The sequence below is a fragment of the Luteimonas sp. TWI382 genome (assembly GCF_039674545.1).
Taxonomy (GTDB): Bacteria; Pseudomonadota; Gammaproteobacteria; order Xanthomonadales; family Xanthomonadaceae; genus Luteimonas.
This window is the reverse complement of the sequence record NZ_JBDJNS010000003.1, coordinates 1-21,511: the sequence shown is the minus strand read 5'-3', so window position 1 is coordinate 21,511 and position 21,511 is coordinate 1. Positions and strand designations below refer to the sequence as shown.

The following is a 21,511-nucleotide window of genomic DNA, read 5'->3' as shown; positions in this document are numbered from 1 at the left end:
ATGACGGCCTCGTCGCACCCGCTGAGACGCCCGCCCGGCATTGTGGGCCGATGAGCGCCGATCGCCTCCGCCCGCCTGTGCCTGCGGCCCGCAAGGGGCGCGGTAGCGCGTCATGGGTCCCCGGACGCTTTGAGAAACGGGTCGCGGTGGCCGAGGACGATGGCTGGGAGGCGCTGCAGATGCTGCAGGACGAGGCCTCGGCGCCGGAGACCGTGGTCGTCGAGGAACACGCGCGCAGCGTGCTCACCCGCAACCGCTCGCCCGATGTCGGCTTCGACCGCTCGGTCAATCCCTACCGCGGCTGCGAGCATGGCTGCATCTACTGCTTCGCGCGGCCCTCGCACGCCTACCTCGACCTGTCGCCCGGCCTGGACTTCGAGACCCGGCTGTTCGCCAAGACCAACGCCGCCGAACGGCTGCGCGCCGAGCTCGCCAAGCCGGGCTACGTCTGCGCGCCGCTGGCGCTGGGCATCAACACCGACGCCTACCAGCCCATCGAGCGTCGCTACCGGGTCACCCGCGAGCTGATCGCGCTGCTGGCGCAGGCCCGGCACCCCTTCAGCCTGATCACCAAGAGCGCCGGCATCGTGCGCGACCTCGACCTGCTCGCGCCGCTGGCGGCCCAGGGGCTGGTGACCGTGCACTTTTCGGTGACCACGCTCGACCATCGCCTGTCGGCTCGCATGGAGCCGCGGGCGGCCGCGCCGCATGCCCGCCTGCGTGCGATGCGCGCGCTGGCGGCGGCGGGTATCCCGGTCGGTGTGATGGTCGCGCCGGTGGTGCCGGCGATCACCGATCACGAACTGGAGGCGATCCTGGGCGCCGCACGCGAGGCCGGTGCGGACTCGGCGGGCTATGTGCTGCTGCGCCTGCCGCACGAGCTCAAGACGCTGTGGCGCGAATGGCTGGACCTGCACTATCCCGATCGCGCCCAGCATGTGATGAGCCTGCTGCAGCAACTCCATGGCGGGCGCGACTACGACAGCCGCTTCGGCCACCGCATGCGCGGCCAGGGGCCGTTCGCCGACCTGCTCGCCCAGCGCTTTGCGCGGGCGCGGCGCGCACTGGGTTTTGGCCGGCTGCCGCCGCTGCGGACCGATCTGTTCGTCGCGCCGCAACCACCGTCGCCGCAGGGCACGCTGTTCTAGGGCGCATTCACGGCGCGTGCACGATACGTCCACGCCTGGATTTTCTACACTGCACGGCTTCCCGCCGCCTGCGCCGCGCATGCCCGACGCTGTCTCCCTGCCCTCGCCCGGTGCCCCCACCGCGCAGATCGATGTGTTCGACCATCTCGCCATCGGTCTGGCGCAGCTCGCGCCCGATGGCACGTGGCGGCGTGTCAATGGGGCGTTGACTGCGCTGCTCGACCGTAGCCCGGACGCGCTGGTCGGCACTGCCGCGCATCGCGAGGGGTTGGCACCGGTTGCCGCGCAGCTCGACCAGGCACTGGCTGGGTTCGCCGGTGGCGGCGACGGCCTGCACGCAATCCCGGTCGCGATCGACCGGGGCGAGGACGGCACGCGGTCGCTGCAGCTGACGCTGACCGCGCTGCCGGGCGGTGACGCGCTGCTGCAGGTCCACGATATGACCGCGCTGCGTGCGATGGAACTGCTGCAGGACACGCTGGCGTTCGGCATCTCGCACGAGCTGCGCGCGCCGGTGCGCACGATCGAGCAGTTCTCCCGGCGCCTGGCCGCGCAGGGCGAGGACGCCGATGCCGTCGTGGTGCGCGACCATATGCAGCGAATCCGTGGCGCAGCGACGCAGGCCGGCGCCTTGATCGACGCATTGCTCGAGACCATGCGCGCCGCGCGTCCGCTGCGGCAGCCCGGGCCCGTCGACATCAGCCTGCTGGGCGACTGGATCTGCGCCGAGCTGCAAGATGCCGATCCCGGGCGCGCGGCGCAGATCCACGTCGCTTCCGGGCTGTGGGCCTGGGGCGACGAGCATGCCCTCAAGCAGATGCTCGGCAAGCTGCTGCACAACGCCTGGAAGTTCTCCGCCGATCGCGACACCGTGCGGATCGATCTCGATGGCGAGCGAGTCGGCGACCGCCTGCGGCTGCGCGTGCGCGATGCCGGCCGCGGCTTCGACATGCGCTATGCTGATCGACTGTTCGTGCCGTTCCGGCGCTTGCACGGCGCCGACGACGGTGCCGGCCATGGATTGGGGCTGGCGATTGCCCAGCGGGTCGCGCATGCGCATGGCGGCCGCATCCGGGTGGAATCGGCGGAGGACGTCGGGACCACTTTCCACATCGACCTGCCGGCACCGCCGGCCGAGGACGCATCGCCCCAATGAGCGAACACACGATCCTGTTGATCGAGGACAACCCCGACGACGCTGAGCTCACCCGCATCGCGTTCGCGGAAGCCCGGATCGATGGCCGACTGGTGGTGGTCGGCGACGGCGCCGAGGCGCTCGATTACCTGTTCGCACGCGGCCGCCACGCCGGACGCGACGCGAGCCAGCTGCCGTCGATCGTGCTGCTCGACCTCAACCTGCCCAAGCTCGATGGCCGCGAAGTGCTGCAGGCGCTGCGCGCCAGTCCGGCAACGCGCGGCCTGCCGGTGGTCGTGCTGACGACCAGCACCGAGCCGTTCGACGTCGAGGCCAGCTACGCGATGGGCGTCAACAGCTACATCCGCAAGCCTGTGGATTTCGGCAAGTTCGTCGAAGTCGTCAAGCAGATCGGCCTGTACTGGCTGGTGCTCAACCACCCGCGCGGCTAGGGCATCGCGCGCCCGGCGGTGCAGCGGCAGGGATACGCACATGCGGCGACTGCCGGCGCCCCTGGCGCCGTCCCGTGATGACCGCGGCGCCTCAGCCCTTGCCGTACAGCGCTTCGGCGCGCTGGAACAGGATCCAGCTGGTGGCGATGAACTTGTCGCCGCCCTGCGGCTTGTTGCCGCGATGGGTATGGGTGAACGCGGTCGGCGCGATCAACAGGTCGCCGGTGCGCGGCGCGATCCGGCGCTGCTGGAACAGGAACTCGGTCTCGCCGGCCTCGAAGCCGTCGTTGAGGTAGATCGTCCACAGCAGGTGGCGATGCAGGGTCTCGCAGCCGGCATCGCGTGGAAACAGCTCGCAGTGCCAGTACGGGTAGCCACCCTCGCCCGCTGCGTACCACTGCAGGTTGATCTGGCCGGGCCGCAGGCAGGTCTGCAGCAGGCCGCCGAGCCGGGCGTCGTCCATGTCGGCGAAGTCCTCGGCAACCAGTCGTCGAGGTGTGCCGGCCGCATCGGGTTGTTGCAGCATCAGCGGCGCGATCAGGGCCTGCGGGTACCGGCGCAGGTAGCGCAGCAGGCCGCCGTAGACGGCCACGTTGAGCTGACGGACCACGTCGGCCCAGTCGCTGCGATCGCCCAGCGACAGGTCGCGGCTGCGCTTGAGCTCGGGGTGCAGCCCGCCGCCGACCTGCCCGGGCTGCAGGTCGGGGCTGGCGCGCAGCCGCGCGACGATCGCCGCGCAGGCCTCCGGCGCCAGGGCGCCGGGCACGACTTCGATGAAGTCGGCCGCGGTCACGCGGCGTCGCCGTCGTGTCGCAGGTGGTAGCCCGTCGCGGCCTCGACCTCGTCGCGCGAGCCCAGGAACACCGGCACGCGCTGGTGCAACGAGTCGGGCTCGATGTCCAGGATGCGGGTACGCCCGTTGGTTGCCGCGCCGCCGGCCTGCTCGACCAGCATCGCCATCGGGTTGGCTTCGTACATCAGCCGCAGCTTGCCGGGCTTGGACGGGTCCTTGCGGTCCCAGGGATAGATGAAGATCCCGCCGCGGGTCAGGATGCGATGCACGTCGGCGACCATCGCCGCGACCCAGCGCATGTTGAAGTCCTTGCCGCGGGGGCCGTCGGCGCCGGCCAGCAGGTCGGCGACGTAGGCCTGCGTCGGCGCTTCCCAGTGGCGCTGGTTGGACATGTTGATCGCGAACTCGCGGGTCGTGTCGGGAATCCGCAGGTCGGCCCGGGTCAGTACGAACGAGCCCTGCTCGCGGTCGAGCGTGAAGGCGTGCGTGCCGTGGCCGATCGTGAGCACCAGCATCGTGCTCGGCCCGTACAGGCAGTAGCCGGCGGCGACCTGGGTGCGGCCGGCCTGCAGGAAGTGCGCGTCTTCGACCGCGGCCGTGCCCTCGGGGCAGCGCAGGACCGAGAAGATCGTCCCGACGCTGGCATTGATGTCGATGTTGGAGCTGCCGTCGAGCGGGTCGAACACCAGCAGGTAGTTGCCGCGCGGGAAGGCGTCGGGAATGGGTTCGCAGTGCGCCATTTCCTCCGACGCGCACGCGGCCAGGTGGCCGCCCCAGGCGTTGGCCTCGAGCAGGATCTCGTTGCTGATCACATCGAGCTTCTTCTGCGCTTCGCCCTGGACGTTGATGCTGCCCGCCTCGCCGCCGGCCTCGCCGAGCACATCGCCCAGCGCGCCCTTGCCGACCGCGACCGAGATGCGCTTGCATGCGCGCGCGACCACCTCCAGCAGCAGCCGCAGGTCCGGGGTGACGTGCCCCAGGCGTTGCTCCTCGATCAGGTGGCGGGTCAGGGAGATGGCGGGCATGGCGGCTCCACGGCGGACAGGGTGGCGGCATTGTCGCCCGGAAGCGCCGCGCTGTCCCGGCGGCATCGCGCGCGCGACGCCGGCCGGCTATCCTGCATGGGTTTGCCGCGCGCCCGACGCGCCGCATCTCCTCCCCCTCAACCGTCGCAGGCCGTGCCGTGTCCTCCTTCTTCGCTGCTGTCGAACTCGTCCCCGGTGATCCCATCCTCGGTCTGACCGAGGCCTACAACGCCGATCCGCGCACCACCAAGGTCAATCTCGGCGTGGGCATCTACTACGACGAGGCCGGCCGCATTCCGGTGCTGGACGCGGTGCGCGAGGTCGAGCAGCGCCTGGCCGCCGAAGCCAAACCGCGCGGCTACCTGCCGATCGACGGCATGCCCGACTACACCCGCGCGACCCGCGAGCTGTTGTTCGGCGCCGATTCGCCGCTGCTCGCCGACGGCCGCGTCGCGACCACCCAGACGATCGGCGGCAGCGGCGCGCTGCGCACCGGCGCCGACCTGCTGAAGAAGCTGCTGCCGCACGCGACGATCGCGATCAGCAACCCGAGCTGGGAGAACCATCGCGCGGTGTTCGGCGCGGTCGGGTTCGAGGTCGTCGACTACACCTACTTCGACCCCGCCCGCCACGGCATCGACTTCGACGGCATGCTCGCCGACCTGCGCAAGCTCGAGGCCGGCACCGTCGTGCTGCTGCACGCCTGCTGCCACAACCCGACCGGCGCCGACCTCACCGCCGACCAGTGGCGCCAGGTCATCGAGGTGCTGGGCGAGCGCGGGCTGTTCCCGTTCGTGGACATGGCCTACCAGGGCTTCGACCAGGGCATCGCGCAGGACGCGGCCGCCGTGCGCCTGCTCGCCGCGTCGGGCATCGCGGAGTTCGTCGTCGCCAGTTCGTACTCCAAGTCGTTCTCGCTCTACGGCGAGCGCGTCGGCGCGCTGACCGTGGTCTCGGCCAATGCCGAACAGAGCCGCGCGGTGCAGTCGCAGATCAAGCGCATCGTGCGCGCGAACTACTCGAGCCCATCGACGCACGGCGCAGCGCTGGTCGCCGGCGTGCTCGGCAGCGACGAACTGCGCGCGCGCTGGGAGGCCGAGCTCGGCCAGATGCGCGAGCGCATCCACGCGCTGCGCGCCGGTCTGGTCGAGAAGCTCGCCGCACACGGCGCGCCGCAGTTCGCCTTCATCCAGGACCAGGCGGGCATGTTCTCGTATTCGGGCCTGAGCCGTGCGCAGGTCGACCGGCTGCGCGACGAGTTCGGCATCTACGCCGTCGGCACTGGGCGCATCTGCGTTGCGGCGCTGAGTCTGAAGACGCTCGACTACGTCGCCGAGGCGGTGGCGACGGTGTCGCGCTGAGCCACGCATGCGCGCCAGGCGGCGTTCGCGATCCCGCGACGCAGTCGTCGGCAATCGCCCGGGCGCGCCACCGCGCCCGGTGCGGCCGCCGGGGTGGCGGCGCGTGCTGCGCTCGCCCTTGGCCTGGGCTGCGGCCTGTACAGCATTCGCGATCGTCGCCGGACGCCACGCAATGGCGTTCCCGCCATATCTGGCGGTATTGCTGGCCGGGGTGCTCTGTGGCGTGTCCTTCGTCGCCGCGACCTTCCGGGTCTCGTCGCCGCGTCTGGGCGTCGTACTCCATGTCGCCGGCGCCGCGGTAGGCGTCGGGGTGGTGGCGTGGGCGATCCACGGCAACCTGCCCGAGTTGTCCCCACTGCCCGAACCGCTGCGCCATGCCGTGCTCTGGGTGCAGCTGGGGATCGCGCCGATGTTCGGCTGGATCTGGCTGGCCCTGCTCGGACGGGTGAGCGGGTACTTCCAGCGCGACGCCCAGGCGCGCGCGGCGACGATGACGCGAACGCAGTGGCGCCGCGACGGCGCTGCCTGGACGCTGTGCTTTCCGGCCGTGCCCATGCGCACGCGCACCCTCGTCGCACTGATCGCATCGGTGACGGTGGTCGCCGGGGCGCTGGCGATCGCCGGCCTGATCGCGTTTTACGACGTCGCGCTGCGCATCGGCGCCTACGGCGCGATCCTGCTCTTCGCCTTGGTCGTTGGCCTGCCCGGCTATCTGGTGCTGACGGCGCTGCTGCGTCGTGGCACCGAGACCGTGACGCTGCGCATCGATGCGCAGCGCCTGACCCTGGAGCGCCCGGGCCAGCCGCCGCGAAGCGTTGCTTTGCGCGATCTCACGCTGTTCCGCTGGCAGAGCGCATCGGACCACGCGCGGCTCGAATTCACCGCGCCCGGTATCGAGGCGGTGAGTCTTCTGGCCGGCGTGGCGCGCGTGCCGCGCGGCACCAGCGCCGAACTGCCGGCGCTTGTGCCGCAACTGGTGCAGTGGCTGACCGCGGCGGGCCTGCGCGAACGGCCGGTCCGGGTCGCGGCGCGGCCGCGGACGTTCGCGCGCGATTGATGCATCGGATCGGCCGGCGACCGGACCGATCATCTGCACCGAAATGTGGCGCGGTCGCGTTGCCGGCATAGGGCCGGGTGTAGCGCCGTGCGCCTGCTCGCCGGCGGCTACTCAAACAAGGAGATCGCACGCAGTCTGTTTCTGGCCGAGGGCACGGCGAAGAACGACGTGTCGGCGATCCTCGACAAGCTCGGCACCCGCGACCGTACGCGCGCGGTGCGCAAGGCGATCACGCTGCGCGTCATCTGACCCCGCCCGCCGCCGCGGCGACGGGATTGATGCGGATCAAGGCGCTCGCCCTCGCAGCGCGCTAGCCTGATCTTCCCTTGACTGTGCTGGAGCCTGACGATGGACAAGACGATGAAGGCGGCGGTGGTCCGCGAATTCGGCAAGCCGTTGGTCATCGAGGAGGTCGCGGTGCCGCGCCCGGCGGCCGGCGACATCCTGGTCAAGATCGAGGCCTGCGGCGTCTGCCATACCGACCTGCATGCGGTCGATGGCGACTGGCCAGTCAAGCCCAACCCGCCGTTCATTCCCGGCCACGAAGGCGTGGGCCACGTGGTCGCGGTTGGCCAGGGCGTGACCCACATCAAGGAAGGTGACCGGGTCGGCATTCCGTGGCTGTACTCGGCCTGTGGCCATTGCGAACACTGCCTGGGCGGCTGGGAGACGCTGTGCGAGGCGCAGCAGAACAGCGGCTACTCGGTCAACGGCGGTTTCGCCGAGTACGCGCTGGCCAATGCCGGCTACGTCGGCCACCTGCCGAAGAACGTCGGCTTCGTCGAGATCGCGCCGGTGCTGTGCGCCGGCGTCACCGTCTACAAAGGCCTGAAGGTCACCGACACCAAGCCCGGCGACTGGGTCGTGATCTCGGGCATCGGCGGCCTGGGCCACATGGCGGTGCAGTACGCCCGCGCCATGGGCCTGAACGTGGCCGCCGTCGATGTCGACGACGCCAAGCTCGACCTCGCCACGCGGCTAGGCGCGACGGTCACGGTGAATGCGAAGACCACCGATCCGGTCGCCTACCTGAAGAAGGAGATCGGCGGCGCGCACGGCGCGCTGGTCACCGCGGTCTCGCCCAAGGCCTTCGAGCAGGCGATCGGCATGGTCCGCCGCGGCGGCACGGTCTCGCTCAACGGCCTGCCGCCGGGCGAGTTCCCGCTCGACATCTTCGGCATGGTGCTCAACGGCGTGACCGTGCGCGGCTCGATCGTCGGCACCCGCCTGGACCTGCAGGAGTCTCTGGACTTCGCTGCGCAGGGCAAGGTCGCCGCGACGGTCTCGACCGATCGCCTGGAGAACATCAACGACGTGTTCTCGCGCATGCACGCGGGCAAGATCGAAGGGCGCGTGGTGCTCGATTTCGCGGCCTGATCTGCAACGTGCCGCCGGCCCGAATGAGGCCGGCGGCACAGGCGCGTCGCAGGGCGTCTGCTACGGTGCACGGCCCTCGTTGCGCCCGCCTGCCGATGCCTCTGCCGTTCGTCGCGTTCCGCTCCGCCCCGTTTCTCGCGTCCCTGTCGCTGGCGATCGCCGCCTGCTGCGCCGCCGTCCCGGCCGGCGCGTTCGATGCGCCGCGCACCCTCGAACGGGTGCGGGTCGACGCCACCCGGCTGCGTGGAGTGTCGGACTTCGACACGCCGGCGTCGGTCGATGCGTTGCGGCTCGACGATGCCGACAGCAACCGCGGCGGCACCGTTGCCTCCGAGCCGCTGGCCGGCGTGCCGGGGCTGCTCGCGCGCGACCGCCAGAACCACGCGCAGGACACCCAGCTGTCGATCCGCGGCTTCGGCGCGCGTTCGACCTTCGGCGTGCGCGGCGTGCGGCTCTATGCCGACGGCATTCCGGCCTCGATGCCCGACGGGCAGGGTCAGCTCTCGCATTTCAGCCTGGTCGGCGGTGATCGGATCGAGATCATGCGCGGGCCGTTCTCGTCGCTGTACGGCAATTCCTCGGGTGGTGTGGTGCAGATCTGGAGCGCCGACGGCGCGCCGGGCGACGACTGGCGATTCAAGGCCAGCCACGGGCGCGATGCCACCACGAGCCTGGCCGCGCAGCTGCGCGGCGGCAGCGAGACGGTGGGTTACAACTTCGCGCTGTCGCGCTTCGACACCGATGGCTGGCGCGATCACAGTGCCGCGCGCCGCGATTCGGCGAACGCGAAGCTGCGCTTCGATCTGGGCGATCGGCGGCGCCTGGATCTGGTCGCCAACTGGGTCGATATCGACGCCCAGGACCCGCTGGGCCTGAGCGCCGACCAGGTCCGCGCGAACCCGCGTCAGGTCGCGCCGGTGGCGCGGCAGTTCGACACCCGCAAGACGGTGCGCCAGCAGCAGGCCGGCGTCGTCTACGAACACGGTGTGGGCGAGGCGCATACCCTGCGCGCGATGGCCTATGGCGGTGAGCGCGCGGTGGTGCAGGTGCTGCCGATCCCCGCGGCGGCACAGGCCAACCCGCTGAACTCAGGGGGCGTGATCGACCTGGACAACGCCTACGGTGGGCTCGACCTGCGCTGGAGCTGGGAAGGCGCACTCGCCGGCCGGCCGCTGGAACTGACCGTCGGCGCGAACGCCGACCGCCAGCGCCAGCATCGCCAGGGCTTCGAGAACTTCGCCGGCGACGCGCTCGGCGTGCGCGGCGCCCGGCGCCGCGACGAGCGCAACACGGTCGAGAACCGCGACCAGTTCGCACAGGCGTACTGGGCGTTCGCACCGCGCTGGTCGCTGCTGGCCGGTGTGCGCCACAGCGAGGTCGAATTCGTCTCGCGAGATGCCTACGTCACCGCGACCAATCCCGACGACAGCGGTCGCATCGCCTACCGCCAGACGTCGCCGGTCGCCGGGCTGATGTTCGCACCGCGCGACGACCTGCGCGCCTACCTGTCGGCCGGCCGTGGCTTCGAGACGCCGACCTTCAACGAGCTGGGCTATCGCAGCGATGGCGGCGCCGGGCTGGCCTTCGACCTTGCGCCGGCGATCAGCGACAACCTCGAGCTCGGTGCCAAGTGGCGCGCGCCCACCGGCGCCACGTGGAACGCCGCGCTGTTCCGCGCCGACACCGATGACGAGCTCGCGGTCGCGCGCAATGTGGGCGGCCGCAGCAGTTTCCAGAACGTGGGACGCGCGCGTCGCCAGGGCGCCGAACTGTCACTGCGCCAGCCGCTGGGCGCGGCCTTCGAACTCCGTGTCGCGGCGACCTGGCTCGATGCGACCTTCCGCGACGCCTACCGCGTCTGCACCGGCGCGGGCTGCACCGTGCCGACGACGCCGGTCGCGGCCGGCGCGCGCATCCCCGGCGTGCCGGCGCGCCAGCTGTTCGCGCGGCTGGACTGGACCGGTGGCCCCTGGAGCGCGGCGATCGAAGGCGTCGGCGTGGGCGATGTCGTGGTCGACGATCTGGCCACCGGGCGCGCTGCGGGCTACGCGCTGCTGCATCTGGAAGGCGCGCGCCGCTGGCGTTTCGAGGCCGGCGAGCTGCGCACGTTCCTGCGCGTGGACAACCTGCTCGATCAGGCCTACATCGGCTCGGTGATCGTCAACGAAGGCAACGGCCGGTTCTACGAACCCGGCCCCGGCCGCGGCGTGCTGCTCGGCGCGCAGTGGACCTGGCACCGCTGAACGAAACATCAGCGCATCGTGCGCAGCCGACGCCTCACACGTCGCCGCCGCTGGCCCAGCCTTCGCCGGTGCCGCGATGGAACACCCGGTCGCTGTCGTGCACCGTGCCGGCATCGATCGCGTCCAGCGGCGCCAGCCGCGCATAGATCGGCGCGAAGTCCGGACGCGTGGCCTCCATCAACTGCTCGAAGCTGTCGATGACGAAGTAGGTCTTCTGGAAGGTGTCGATGCGGTAGCGCGTGCGCATGATCCGCTCCAGATCGAAGCCGATGCGATTGGGCGCGTCGGATTCGAGCGAATGGATCGATTCGCCCTTCGACGACACGATGCCGGCACCGAAGATGCGCAGGCCCTGCGCCTGTCGGATCAGCCCGAATTCCACGGTGTACCAGTACAGTCGCGTGAGGTGCTGCAGCGCGTCGGGGCCGATGCCGTGCGCCTTGACCCCGCCGCGGCCGTAGGCCTGCATGTAGTCGGCGAACACCGGGTTCATCAGCAGTGGCACGTGGCCGAACAGATCGTGGAACAGGTCCGGTTCCTCGATGTAGTCGATCTGGTCCGGACGGCGGATCCACCACGTCACCGGGAAGCGGCGATTGGCGAGGTGGTCGAAGAAATCGAGCTCCGGCAGCAAGCCCTCGACGCCCATCAGCGTCCAGCCGGTTGCGGCCTCGAGCACGGCGTTGAGCTCGGAGAATTTCGGAATCGCGTCGGGTGTCATGCCCATTGCGTCCTGCGCCTCCAGAAACTCGTCGCAGGCGCGCCCGACCAGCAGCGCGCGCTGGCGCGCATAGAGTGCGGCCCAGGTGGCGTGGTCGTCGGCGCTGTAGTCGTCCCACGGCTGTTCGACGATGCCGGTGGCGTAGACCGGGACCTTGCCCTTGTCGGTCTGCAGGTTCTCGACCCGGCGCGGGGCGCTCGAAGGCTGGGCGGACATCGCACGCTCCTAGGAAGAACACGAGGCTTTCGACGATAACGCCCCAGGCCCGCAACGGGGTTGCGTTCGTTGCGCGCAAGGCTGGTTCGCGCGCAAGATCCGTGCGTCTGAATACGAAATGGAGCAATTCATGGCTGCCGCGACGCTGGACCGCACCGATCTGCTGCTGCTCGCCGAGCTGCAGCGCAACGGCCGACAGAGCAATGCCGACCTCGCCGAGCGCGTGCACCTGTCGGCCTCGGCGTGCCTGCGCCGGGTCCAGCGGCTCGAACGCGACGGGGTCATCGCCGGCTACCGCGCCGAGGTCAATGCCGAGCGCCTGGGGCTTGGGCTGCAGGCGTTCGTTCGCGTGCAGCTCAAGCACCACGACAGCGCTGCGGTCGCCGGATTCGCGCAGCTGGTCGACGACTGGGACGAGGTCGTGGCCTGCCATGCGCTGACCGGCGACATGGACTATCTACTGCAGGTCGCGGTGCGCGACCTCGAGCATTTTTCGCGCTTCCTGCTCGATCGACTGCTCAACCAGCCGGCGGTCGACGACGTCAATTCCAGCTTCGTACTGCGCACCGTCAAGGCCTGGCGCGGGCTGCCGCTGCCGGTCTGAGCGCCGCACCGGTGTTGTGCAGACTGCGGTCAATAGCACCAAGATGGTGCATTGTCTTCCGTCTCGTACCGCACAGAATCGACGCAAGTCATTGATCTGAAGGACGGCCTGCAGTTGGCACGCAGGTTGCTTGATCAGGGGCACACCCAACATCAAGGCGGTCGTTCCCGATGTCCATCGACAACGTCGAAAAGCTGATCAAGGACCACAAGATCGAGTTCATCGATCTGCGCTTCACCGACATGCGCGGCGTGCAGCACCACGTTACGTTCCCGCAGTCGATCGTCGAGCCCGGCCTGTTCGAGGACGGCAAGATGTTCGACGGCTCGTCGATCAGCGGCTGGCGCGGCATCCAGAACTCGGACATGGTGCTGATGCCCGACGCCTCGACCGCGTTCGTCGACCCGTTCACCGCCGACCCGACGCTGGTGATCACCTGCGACATCCTCGACCCGACGACGATGCAGTCCTACGAGCGCGACCCGCGCGGCATCGCCAAGAAGGCCGAGGCCTTCCTCAAGTCCAGCGGCATCGCCGACCAGGCCTTCTTCGGCCCCGAGCCGGAGTTCTTCATCTTCGATTCGGTGCGCTACGGCAACGAAATGGGCCACACCTTCTTCCACATCGATTCGGAAGAGGCGCATTGGAACTCGGCCAAGGAATACGAGGGCGGCAACAGCGGCTACCGGCCCGGCATCAAGGGCGGCTACTTCCCGGTTGCGCCGCTCGACTCGCTGCACGACATCCGTGCCGAGATGTGCAAGACGCTGGCCCAGGTCGGCATCGAGGTCGAAGTCCATCACCACGAGGTCGCCAATGCCGGCCAGTGCGAGATCGGCACCCGCTTCAATTCGCTGGTCGCCAAGTCCGACGAACTGCAGACGCTCAAGTACATCGTCAAGAACGTCGCCTTCCGCAATGGCAAGACCGCGACCTTCATGCCCAAGCCGATCGTCGGCGACAACGGCAGCGGCATGCACGTGCACCAGTCGCTGGCCAAGGGCGGCACCAATCTGTTCACCGGCGACGGCTATGGCGGCCTGAGCCAGACCGCGTTGTGGTACATCGGCGGCGTGTTCAAGCACGCGCGTGCGATCAACGCGTTCGCCAATGCCTCGACCAACTCCTACAAGCGCCTGGTGCCGGGCTTCGAGGCGCCGGTGATGCTGGCCTACTCGGCCTCCAACCGCTCGGCCTCGTGCCGCATCCCGTATGTCGCCAACCCGAAGGCGCGCCGCATCGAGATGCGTTTCCCCGATCCGATGCAGTCGGGCTACCTTACGTTTGCCGCGCTGATGATGGCGGGCCTGGATGGCATCAAGAACCAGATCGACCCGGGCGGCCCCAGCGACAAGGACCTCTACGATCTGCCGCCGGAGGAAGAGAAGAACTTCCCGACCGTGTGCCATTCGCTCGACCAGGCGCTCGAAGCGCTCGACGCCGACCGCGAGTTCCTCAAGGCCGGTGGCGTGTTCACCGACGACTTCATCGATGCCTACATCGCGTTGAAGATGAAGGAAGTCACCGCGTTCCGCAGCGCGACCCATCCGCTGGAGTACCAGTTGTACTACGCGATCTGATGCACCCCAAGGGCCTGCCGCACGGCAGGCCCTTCTTCGTTTCACCGCGCAAGCGGCGCCGTACGCAGTCGACGAGGGATCGAAAGCGGCCAACAGACGCCATAGAGCGCCGGTCGCGGCGGACGACAGCCAGGGGGCAGGTCGCCACGCCGAAGCACCATCTGCTCGGCATCGCCGATGCAAGCAGCAATGACCGGGGAGGGCTTTCCTTTCAGATGAGGAGCCTGTCATGTCGTCATGCAAGCACGTACGCAAGGCCTTGCTGTGCGCAGGATTGCTGTCGGGGGGCGCCGCGCACGCGGAGGTGTCCGGCACGATCACGTTGACCAGCGATTATCTGTTTCGCGGCATCACCCAGACCGACGAGAAACCTGCCCTGCAGGGGGGCGTGGAGTGGGCGCACGAGAGCGGCGTCTATGCCGGCACCTGGGGCAGCAGCATCAGTTGGCTCGCCGACAGCGATCCAGAGGTGTCGAGCCAACTCGAACTCGACGGCTACCTCGGTATCCGCGGCGACTTCGGTGACTCGGGCGTCGGCTGGGATGTCGGTGCCGTGCATTACTGGTATCCGGGCCGCTATCCGGCCGGCTTCGACAAGGCCGACACCACCGAGCTCTATGCCGGGCTGAGCTGGGGAATCCTCAGTGCGAAGTACGCCTACGCCGTGACCGACCTGTTCGGCATTCCCGACTCGGACGGCAGCAGCAACCTTGACGTCGGCCTGGGCTGGGAGTTCGCCCCGGGCTGGTCGCTCAACGGCGCCGCCGGCAAGCAGTGGGTCGCCGGCAGCGCGGGCACGGCGACCTACGCGTTCTGGTCGGCGGGCGTGGGCAAGACCTTCGACAACGGCTTCGACCTCGCCCTGACGTGGCACGACAACGACCTCGTCGGTCCCGACGACACCCTCACTTTCGCGATCACCCAGTCGTTCTGACACGGCGATCGTGCAACCGGAGACATCCATGAAACTGATCACCGCGATCATCCGCCCCTTCAAGCTCGACGAGGTCCGCGAGGCGCTCGGCGAGGCCGGCGTGACCGGCCTGACGGTCACTGAGGTCAAGGGGTTCGGACGTCAGAAGGGCCACACCGAGCTCTACCGCGGCGCGGAGTACGTCGTCGACTTCCTGCCCAAGCTCAAGATCGAATGCGCGGTCACCGACGAAGCCTACGAGGCCGCGCTCGAGGCGATTACCGCGGCCGCGGCGACCGGCAAGGTCGGCGACGGCAAGGTCTTCGTCGTCGCGCTCGAACAGGTCCTGCGTATCCGTACCGGCGAGATCGGCGCCGATGCGCTCTAACCCCATCCGGAGACATGCCATGAACTCGATCCAAACCCGCGGGTGGACCACCCGGATGCAGGCGGCGGGCCTGTCGCTGCTGTGCGCGCTCGCACTGCTCGGCGTCTCGACCGGCGCGATGGCACAGGCTCCCGAGGCGACGCCCCCGATGTTCGACAGCGGCAACGTCGCCTGGATGCTGACCTCCACGCTGCTGGTGTTGATGATGGTGGTGCCGGGACTGGCGCTGTTCTACGGCGGCATGGTCCGCGCCAAGAACGTGTTGTCGGTGCTGGTGCAAGTGCTGGTGGTGTTTTCGGTGGTGATCCTGCTGTGGATCGCCTACGGCTACAGCGCCGCGTTCACCCCCGGCAACGCATTCTTCGGCTCGTTCACCGACAAGGCCTTCCTGCGCGGGATCACCCCGCAGAGCGATGCCGGCGGCTTGCCGGAGTTCCTGTTCGTGGTGTTCCAGTCGACCTTCGCCGGGATCACCGCCGCACTGGTGATCGGCGCTTTCGCCGAGCGCATCAAGTTCTGCGCGGTGCTGCTGTTCTCGGTGCTGTGGGTCACGTTCGCCTACCTGCCGATGGTCCACATGGTGTGGAGCGGCGAGGACGGGTTCCTCGCCCACAAGGGCGTGATCGACTTCGCCGGCGGTACCGTGGTGCACATCAATGCCGGCATCGCGGGACTGATCGGCGCGTACTTCGTCGGCCGCCGACTGGGCTACGGCCGCGAGGCGCTCAAGCCGCACAGCGTGCCGTTCACCTTCATCGGCGCCTCGCTGCTGTGGGTCGGCTGGTTCGGCTTCAATGCCGGTTCGGCGTTGGCCGCCGACGCCAGTGCGGCGTTGGCGATGATCAACACGATGGTGGCCACGGCTGCCGGCGTGGTCGCCTGGAGCCTGGTCGAAGCGATCAGCAAGGGGCGACCGTCGGCACTGGGCGCAGCCTCGGGCGCAGTGGCCGGCCTGGTCGGTGTGACGCCGGCTGCCGGCAGCGTCGGGCCGATCGGCGCACTGGTGATCGGCGTGGCCGCTGGCGCGGTCTGCGTGTGGGGCGTCAACGGCCTCAAGCGCCTGCTGCGCGCCGACGACACCGCCGACGTGTTCGGCGTGCACGCGGTGGGCGGCATCGTCGGCGCGATCCTGACCGGCGTCTTCAGCGATGCCTCGCTCGGCGGCACTGGGATCGAGGGCTCGATCGGCGCCCAGGTCTGGGCGCAGACCTTCAGCGTGCTGTTCACGATTCTCTGGTGCGCCGTCGTCACCACGCTCGCGATCCTGGTCACGCGCGCGGTCGTCGGGCTGCGCGTGAGCGAGGAGGACGAGCGCCAAGGCCTGGACATCGTCTCGCACGGTGAATCGGCCTACGAGAGCTGATCGGGGAAGGGGCCGCGCGGGCGGCAGTGGGGACTGCCGCCCGCGCCTGCAGGCAAGCAGGCGCGATTTGTCCGCGGCGCGGCGGCGGGGCTAGGATGCCGTCCACATGATCGGCCCCCGCCCTTGTCGATGACCGCCGCGCTGCACGTCGCCGTGCTCGAGGACGAGGCCATGCTCCGCGAGCGGATCCTGCTGCCCGGTCTGCAGCGTTTCGGCTTCGCCGCGGTCGGGTTCGAGACCATCGCGGCCTTGCGCGCGCATCTCGATGCGCACCCGGTCGACCTGGTCGTCCTCGACGTCGGCCTGCCCGATGGCGACGGCTTCAGTCTTGCGCGCGCGCTGCGTGAGACGCGCCCGCAGTTGGGCGTGGTGATGCTGACCAGCCGCGCCGAGACCGGCGACCGCGTTCGCGGCTTGACCGAGGGCGCGGACGCGTATCTCACCAAGCCGATCGAGATCGATCTGCTCGCCGCCACGCTGCACAGCCTCGCGCGGCGCCTGGAGACCATCGCGCCCGCTGGTATGCCCGCCACGCCGCATGGGTGGCGTCTGAGTGCCGACGGTTGGTGCTTGCTGTCGCCATCGGGCGGCTCTGCGGCACTGACCCAGAGCGAACGGCGGCTGTGCCGGCGGCTGTTCGACACCCCCGGCGAGCTGGTGGCGCGCGAAGCGCTGATCGAGGCCTTGACCGACCAGATCCACGACTTCGATGCGCACCGCATCGACTCGATGATCCATCGTCTGCGCAGCAAGGCCCGCACCCGCTGCGGCGAGATGTTGCCGCTGACGGCCGTGCACGGCCGCGGCTACATGCTCACGCCACAGGGCTGAGCGGCAACGCGATCCGGAACGTGGTGCCGACGCCCGGCGCGCTGGTCACGGCGATCGTGCCGCCGGCGGTGGTCACCAACTCGTGCACCACCGCCAGACCCAGGCCGGTGCCGCTGTCGGCGGGCTTGGTGCTGAAAAAGGGCTCGAACACGCGTGCGGCCACCTCGGGCGGCATGCCCGCACCGTCGTCGTGCAGGGCGATCGCGACATGGTCGGGTGCGCGTCGTGCCTGGATGTCGAATGCGCCCGTGCCACCGATCGCATCGCGCGCATTGGAGGCCAGGTTGAGCAGCATCAGTTCGAACTGGCTGCGGTCGAACAGGATCGGCAGCGGCGCGGTGTCGCGATCGAAACGCAGCACGATGCGCGCATCGAGCAGTTGCCGGAGCATCGGCTGCAGCGCGTCGATCGCCTCGCCGGCGTCGAACACCTCGGCCTGGGTGTTGTCGCGGCGATTGAAGCGCAGCAGTCGGCGGCTGATCGCCATGCCGCGGCGCGCCGACGCTTCGACCGACGCCAGGCTGTTTTCGAGTTGTGCGGCGCGCTGCGCATCGCTGCCGCCGTCGTCCTCGTGGCGCTCGGCCGAAAACCCCGCGATGACCGAGAAGATGTTGTTGAAATCGTGCGCCATTCCACTGGCCATGCGCTCGGTGATCTCTTTCTTCTGCGCATGGATGAGCTGGGCGTGCGTGCGCTCGCGTTCACGGATCTCCTGCTCGAGCGCGGCGCCGCGCGCATTGGATTCGCGCAGGCTCTCGCGCAGCGCCTCGGTCGTGCGGTCGATGAGGATGGCGACGAGCAGATAGGTGAACAGCACCGACGGCAGGTTGTAGAACGCACGGGCCGGCGTCTGTGCGAACAGCACGTATGCGTCGTGCACCGCGCCCAGCACCACGCTCGATGCGAGCAGCGCAAAGCTCGTCCACAGCGCGCGCCGCCCCAGCACCAGGCCGCTGAGCAGCATCACCAGCAGTTGCGCGAGCTGGTCGGGAATCTGCTGTTGCAGGCCGTTGAGCGCCATGTTCACCGCGAACACCGCCAGCAGCACGCCGATCAGCAGCTTGACCGCCAGGCGGAAGCGGCCATAGCGGATCAGCGCCAAGCCACCCAGTGCGATCAGGCCGATCGCCAGGCTCATCGACAACGAGACGGCGATCTGCCACGGCAGCCCTTCGGCACGCAGCATCGGCCAACTCGCCACCAGGGCGAACGCCACTGTCGCAGGCACGGTGACGCCGAGAAACAGCAACAGCCCCTGGATCACGCGCGCATTGCGTTGATCGACCGGGTCTTGGACCGGTGCGCGATCGAGCCAGTGCAGGAACGGGCGGTACATGGCGAGTCCGGCAGGCCGTGAGAATCGCGTGATCTTCCGGCGAGATGTTGCGGGTGACAAGAGGCGCCGGCCGCTCGTACGGTCGCAGACGGGGACGCCCTACCCGATCGGGATGACAGGGCCAAGACACGGAAGCCAGTGATGGCGGGCGCAGGCCCGCCGCACGGCTTCGCTCGCCTTCACGAAACGCCTGCTGGAGACCTCCGAAATGAATCGCATCTACCGCACCCTCTGGAACGCCGAGCTCGGTCGCATGGTCGTGGCTTCGGAGCTTGCGCGCAGCCATGGTGGGCGTCGCGCCGCCGCGCTCGTCGCCGGCATCGCGCTGGCCTTGCCGTTGACGGCGATGGCGCAGGCCACCGCCATCGGTGTGCAGGCGTACGAAATGCCCGGGGCCGTCGACGACACCACGCAGGGCCGGTACTTCCAGGCCAGCGGTAGCGCCGAGAGCGACGCTGGCGCTTACGTCGAGGGCGACAACGCCCTTGCGGCAGGCGAGGCGGCCTCCGCGATCGGCAATGGCGCCGCGGCGCTGGGCGCGGGGGCGGTCGCCTACGCCGACAACGCAACCGCGCTCGGGCACGACAGCCTGGCCACGGGCACGTCCGCGACCGCCCTGGGCGGCGTGTTGCAACTGGACTACAGCGCAGTCGGCGAGTTCGGCGTGGTCCTCGACCAGCAGACGGCTGCCAACGGGCTGGCCGCCACGGCGCTGGGCGCAGGCGCACGCGCCGACGACGACTTCAACACCGCGATCGGCGCGCAGACCGAGACCAGCGGCAAGTCGGCGGTCGCGATCGGCGGCATCGTCGACGTGCTCGAGGAGCAGCTCGGCAGTGATTTCGCCGGCCGCGAACTGCAGAACACCCAGGCGGTCGGCCGCTTGTCGACCGCCATCGGCGGCGGCGCCCAGGCGACTGACTACGCCGCGACCGCGATCGGTGCGCTGTCGCGGGCCAGCGGCATCCGCGCGGTTGCGATCGGCTACGGCAGCCAGGCCCTGGCCTATGACGCCACCGCGCTCGGCGACCGCGCTGTCGCCGGGGACGAGTGGGCGACCGCGGTCGGCGGCGGCGCCCGCGCCACGCACCTGCGGTCCAGCGCCCTGGGCAGCTTCGCCAGCGCGATGGCCGAGAACGCCACGGCGGTCGGTCAGGCCGCGATGGCCAACAATGTCAACAGCACCGCCGTGGGCAGCGGCTCCTGGGCGGCAGGCGCCAACAGCATCGCGATCGGCAAAGCGTTCGTGTGGAACAGCAACCCATGGGGCGAGGAAACCGTGCTGTTCACCGATGGCATCGCGATCGGCACCGATGCTGAGGTGCACGGTGGCCGCTCGATCGCGATCGGTGCCGGTGCCATCGTTGGCGGGTGGAGCATGCCCGACGACAATGGCCTGCCGCGCAATGTCGAAAACGCCGTTGCACTGGGCGCCGGTGCGGTGGCCGATCGCGACCGCTCGGTCTCTGTGGGACGTACGGGCGCCGAGCGCCAGATCACCCATGTTGCGGCTGGCACCGAGGCGACCGACGCGGTGAATCTGGCGCAACTCGACGCGGTGGCCGCCGAGGCCTCGCGCTACCTTCAGGCGACGGGCAGCGCCGACAGCGATGCGGGCGCCTACGCCGAAGGCGAGAATGCGCTGGCGGCCGGCGAGGCGGCCTCTGCAGTCGGCGCCGGTACGGTTGCGCTCGGGGCCGGCGCGGTGTCGTATGCGAACAACGCCACTGCGCTTGGCCGCGACAGCCTGGCGGTCGGCGACTCGTCGACCGCGCTCGGCGGCATCCTCGACATCGACTACAGCGCACTGCCGCGCGGCGTGGTGATCCACAGCCAGACCGCCGCCTCGGGGCTGGGCGCAACGGCTGCGGGCGCTGGCGCCCAGGCCAACGGCGACTTCAATACCGCGATCGGTGCGCAATCGGAGACCAGCGGCAAGTCGGCCGTCGCGGTCGGCGGCATCGTCGACGTGCGCGAGGACGAGATCGGCTCGAACTTCGCGGGCCAGGTCCTGCGCAACACCAAGGCGCAGGGCCGCCTGTCGACGGCGCTCGGCGGCGGCGCGCAGGCCACCGAGTACGCGGCGACGGCGATCGGTGCATTGGCTGAAGCCACTGCCATCCGCTCGATCGCGATCGGCTATCGGACACGGGCCACCGCTTACGATGCGATCGCGATCGGCGATCGCGCACAGGCCACGTTCGACTTCACCACGGCGATCGGCTCGGGCGCGCGCGCCAACGCCAAGGGCACCACGGTGATCGGGTCGAGCGCAAACGCCCTCTATGAAGGTGGCACGGCACTGGGTAACGCGGCATCTGCCCGCAACGTCAACGCCGTCGCGCTCGGCGCGGCGGCGGCCGCGGCCGGGCAGAACTCGATCGCGATCGGCAACCGATCGATGGTCTGGAACGGCGACTTCTTCGCGCCGTCGCCGATCCTCTATCTCAACAGCATCGCCATCGGCGTCGGCACCAACACCTACGGCACGGACTCGATCGCGCTGGGCACGTCGGCGATCGTCGGTCGCCAGCAGGCCAATGGCCTGTGGACGGGCGTCGACAACAGCGTCGCCCTGGGCGCGAACTCGTGGGCGAACCGAGAGAACACGATCTCGGTCGGCCGTGCGGGCGCCGAACGTCAGATCGCCAACGTCGCCGCCGGCACCGAAGCAACCGATGCGGTGAACCTGGCGCAACTCGATGCCGTCGCCGATGGCCTGGGCGAGCTGTCGGCCAATGCCGTGGCCTACGACGACACCGACAAGGCGCGCATCTCGTTGGCCGGCGCCGAGGGCACGGCGATCACCAATGTCGCCGCGGGCGACCTCACCGAAGACAGCACCGATGCCGTGAACGGCGGTCAGCTGTTCGAGACCAATACGCGGGTGACGGCGGTCGAAGGCCGCGTGGACGACCTGGACACGCGCATCGGCGATGTGGCCGGCGTCGCGCAGAACGCGGTGGCC

The 21,511-nt window shown here is 69.5% G+C and carries 18 protein-coding genes and 1 pseudogene; 15 read left to right on the top strand and 4 right to left on the bottom strand.

What is annotated here, in order from left to right:
* The first annotated feature begins 50 nt into the window (after nt 1–50).
* From ABE505_RS02790 to ABE505_RS02780, 3 genes are all read left to right on the top strand, one after another.
* A complete protein-coding gene (locus ABE505_RS02790) occupies nt 51–1,148 on the top strand; it encodes a PA0069 family radical SAM protein (RefSeq protein ID WP_346442060.1) in 1,098 nt (365 codons plus the stop codon).
* A gap of 79 nt (nt 1,149–1,227) precedes the next feature.
* Complete coding sequence (locus ABE505_RS02785) at nt 1,228–2,304, top strand: HAMP domain-containing sensor histidine kinase (RefSeq protein ID WP_346442061.1); 1,077 nt, start codon at nt 1,228–1,230, stop codon at nt 2,302–2,304.
* Nucleotides 2,301–2,735 (top strand): response regulator, encoded by a 435-nt coding sequence (locus ABE505_RS02780; RefSeq protein ID WP_346442062.1) that lies wholly within the window; start codon nt 2,301–2,303, stop codon nt 2,733–2,735. The genes ABE505_RS02785 and ABE505_RS02780 overlap by 4 nt, the downstream gene beginning before the upstream one ends.
* A gap of 91 nt (nt 2,736–2,826) precedes the next feature.
* Here ABE505_RS02780 and ABE505_RS02775 read toward each other — a convergent pair whose 3' ends face one another.
* Both ABE505_RS02775 and ABE505_RS02770 read right to left on the bottom strand, forming a co-directional pair.
* Nucleotides 2,827–3,528: a 2OG-Fe(II) oxygenase gene (locus ABE505_RS02775; RefSeq protein WP_346442063.1), complete on the bottom strand. Its 702-nt coding sequence runs from the start codon at nt 3,526–3,528 to the stop codon at nt 2,827–2,829.
* The gene (locus tag ABE505_RS02770) at nt 3,525–4,553 is read right to left on the bottom strand and encodes a class 1 fructose-bisphosphatase (protein ID WP_346442064.1); all 1,029 of its coding nucleotides are present in this window, start codon (nt 4,551–4,553) and stop codon (nt 3,525–3,527) included. The genes ABE505_RS02775 and ABE505_RS02770 overlap by 4 nt, the downstream gene beginning before the upstream one ends.
* A 158-nt stretch (nt 4,554–4,711) precedes the next feature.
* Here ABE505_RS02770 and ABE505_RS02765 point away from each other — a divergent pair, with 158 nt between their 5' ends.
* The 5 genes and pseudogenes from ABE505_RS02765 (at nt 4,712) to ABE505_RS02745 (ending at nt 10,591) form a co-directional block, all read left to right on the top strand.
* On the top strand, nt 4,712–5,914 hold the full coding sequence (locus ABE505_RS02765; RefSeq protein WP_346442065.1) for an amino acid aminotransferase: 1,203 nt from the start codon (nt 4,712–4,714) through the stop codon (nt 5,912–5,914).
* Nucleotides 5,915–6,086: 172 nt separating this feature from the next.
* Complete coding sequence (locus ABE505_RS02760) at nt 6,087–6,971, top strand: hypothetical protein (protein WP_346442066.1); 885 nt, start codon at nt 6,087–6,089, stop codon at nt 6,969–6,971.
* Nucleotides 6,972–7,058: 87 nt separating this feature from the next.
* Nucleotides 7,059–7,220 (top strand): annotated as a pseudogene (locus ABE505_RS02755) (LuxR C-terminal-related transcriptional regulator); the annotation flags it as partial.
* A 99-nt stretch (nt 7,221–7,319) separates the two neighbouring features.
* Nucleotides 7,320–8,348 carry an alcohol dehydrogenase AdhP gene (gene adhP, locus ABE505_RS02750; RefSeq protein ID WP_346442067.1) on the top strand — a complete coding sequence of 343 codons (1,029 nt, stop codon included), beginning with the start codon at nt 7,320–7,322 and terminating at the stop codon, nt 8,346–8,348.
* Between the two features lie 95 nt (nt 8,349–8,443).
* Nucleotides 8,444–10,591 (top strand): TonB-dependent receptor, encoded by a 2,148-nt coding sequence (locus ABE505_RS02745; RefSeq protein WP_346442069.1) that lies wholly within the window; start codon nt 8,444–8,446, stop codon nt 10,589–10,591.
* Nucleotides 10,592–10,625: 34 nt separating this feature from the next.
* Here the strand turns inward: ABE505_RS02745 and phhA are convergent, their stop codons facing one another.
* Nucleotides 10,626–11,528 carry a phenylalanine 4-monooxygenase gene (gene phhA, locus ABE505_RS02740; RefSeq protein WP_346442070.1) on the bottom strand — a complete coding sequence of 301 codons (903 nt, stop codon included), beginning with the start codon at nt 11,526–11,528 and terminating at the stop codon, nt 10,626–10,628.
* Between the two features lie 130 nt (nt 11,529–11,658).
* Here phhA and ABE505_RS02735 point away from each other — a divergent pair, with 130 nt between their 5' ends.
* The 6 genes from ABE505_RS02735 to ABE505_RS02710 all read left to right on the top strand — a co-directional run bounded on the left by ABE505_RS02735 (nt 11,659) and on the right by ABE505_RS02710 (nt 17,207).
* Nucleotides 11,659–12,132 (top strand): Lrp/AsnC family transcriptional regulator, encoded by a 474-nt coding sequence (locus ABE505_RS02735; protein ID WP_346442071.1) that lies wholly within the window; start codon nt 11,659–11,661, stop codon nt 12,130–12,132.
* A gap of 170 nt (nt 12,133–12,302) precedes the next feature.
* Nucleotides 12,303–13,712 carry a type I glutamate--ammonia ligase gene (gene glnA, locus ABE505_RS02730; protein WP_346442072.1) on the top strand — a complete coding sequence of 470 codons (1,410 nt, stop codon included), beginning with the start codon at nt 12,303–12,305 and terminating at the stop codon, nt 13,710–13,712.
* A gap of 229 nt (nt 13,713–13,941) precedes the next feature.
* Nucleotides 13,942–14,646 carry a TorF family putative porin gene (locus tag ABE505_RS02725; protein ID WP_346442073.1) on the top strand — a complete coding sequence of 235 codons (705 nt, stop codon included), beginning with the start codon at nt 13,942–13,944 and terminating at the stop codon, nt 14,644–14,646.
* 28 nt (nt 14,647–14,674) lie between these two features.
* Nucleotides 14,675–15,013 carry a P-II family nitrogen regulator gene (locus tag ABE505_RS02720; RefSeq protein WP_183425138.1) on the top strand — a complete coding sequence of 113 codons (339 nt, stop codon included), beginning with the start codon at nt 14,675–14,677 and terminating at the stop codon, nt 15,011–15,013.
* 19 nt (nt 15,014–15,032) lie between these two features.
* Nucleotides 15,033–16,376 carry an ammonium transporter gene (gene amt / locus ABE505_RS02715; RefSeq protein ID WP_346442074.1) on the top strand — a complete coding sequence of 448 codons (1,344 nt, stop codon included), beginning with the start codon at nt 15,033–15,035 and terminating at the stop codon, nt 16,374–16,376.
* Between the two features lie 129 nt (nt 16,377–16,505).
* Nucleotides 16,506–17,207: a response regulator transcription factor gene (locus ABE505_RS02710; protein WP_346442075.1), complete on the top strand. Its 702-nt coding sequence runs from the start codon at nt 16,506–16,508 to the stop codon at nt 17,205–17,207.
* On the opposite strand, the gene ABE505_RS02705 is transcribed toward ABE505_RS02710, so the two are convergent.
* Nucleotides 17,191–18,543 (bottom strand): ATP-binding protein, encoded by a 1,353-nt coding sequence (locus ABE505_RS02705; protein ID WP_346442076.1) that lies wholly within the window; start codon nt 18,541–18,543, stop codon nt 17,191–17,193. The two genes, ABE505_RS02710 and ABE505_RS02705, sit on opposite strands and share 17 nt — an antisense overlap.
* Nucleotides 18,544–18,751: 208 nt before the next feature.
* Between ABE505_RS02705 and ABE505_RS02700 the strand changes: the two genes are divergently transcribed.
* Nucleotides 18,752–21,511: ESPR-type extended signal peptide-containing protein (locus tag ABE505_RS02700; RefSeq protein ID WP_346442077.1), on the top strand; the 2,760-nt coding region annotated here is incomplete at its 3' end.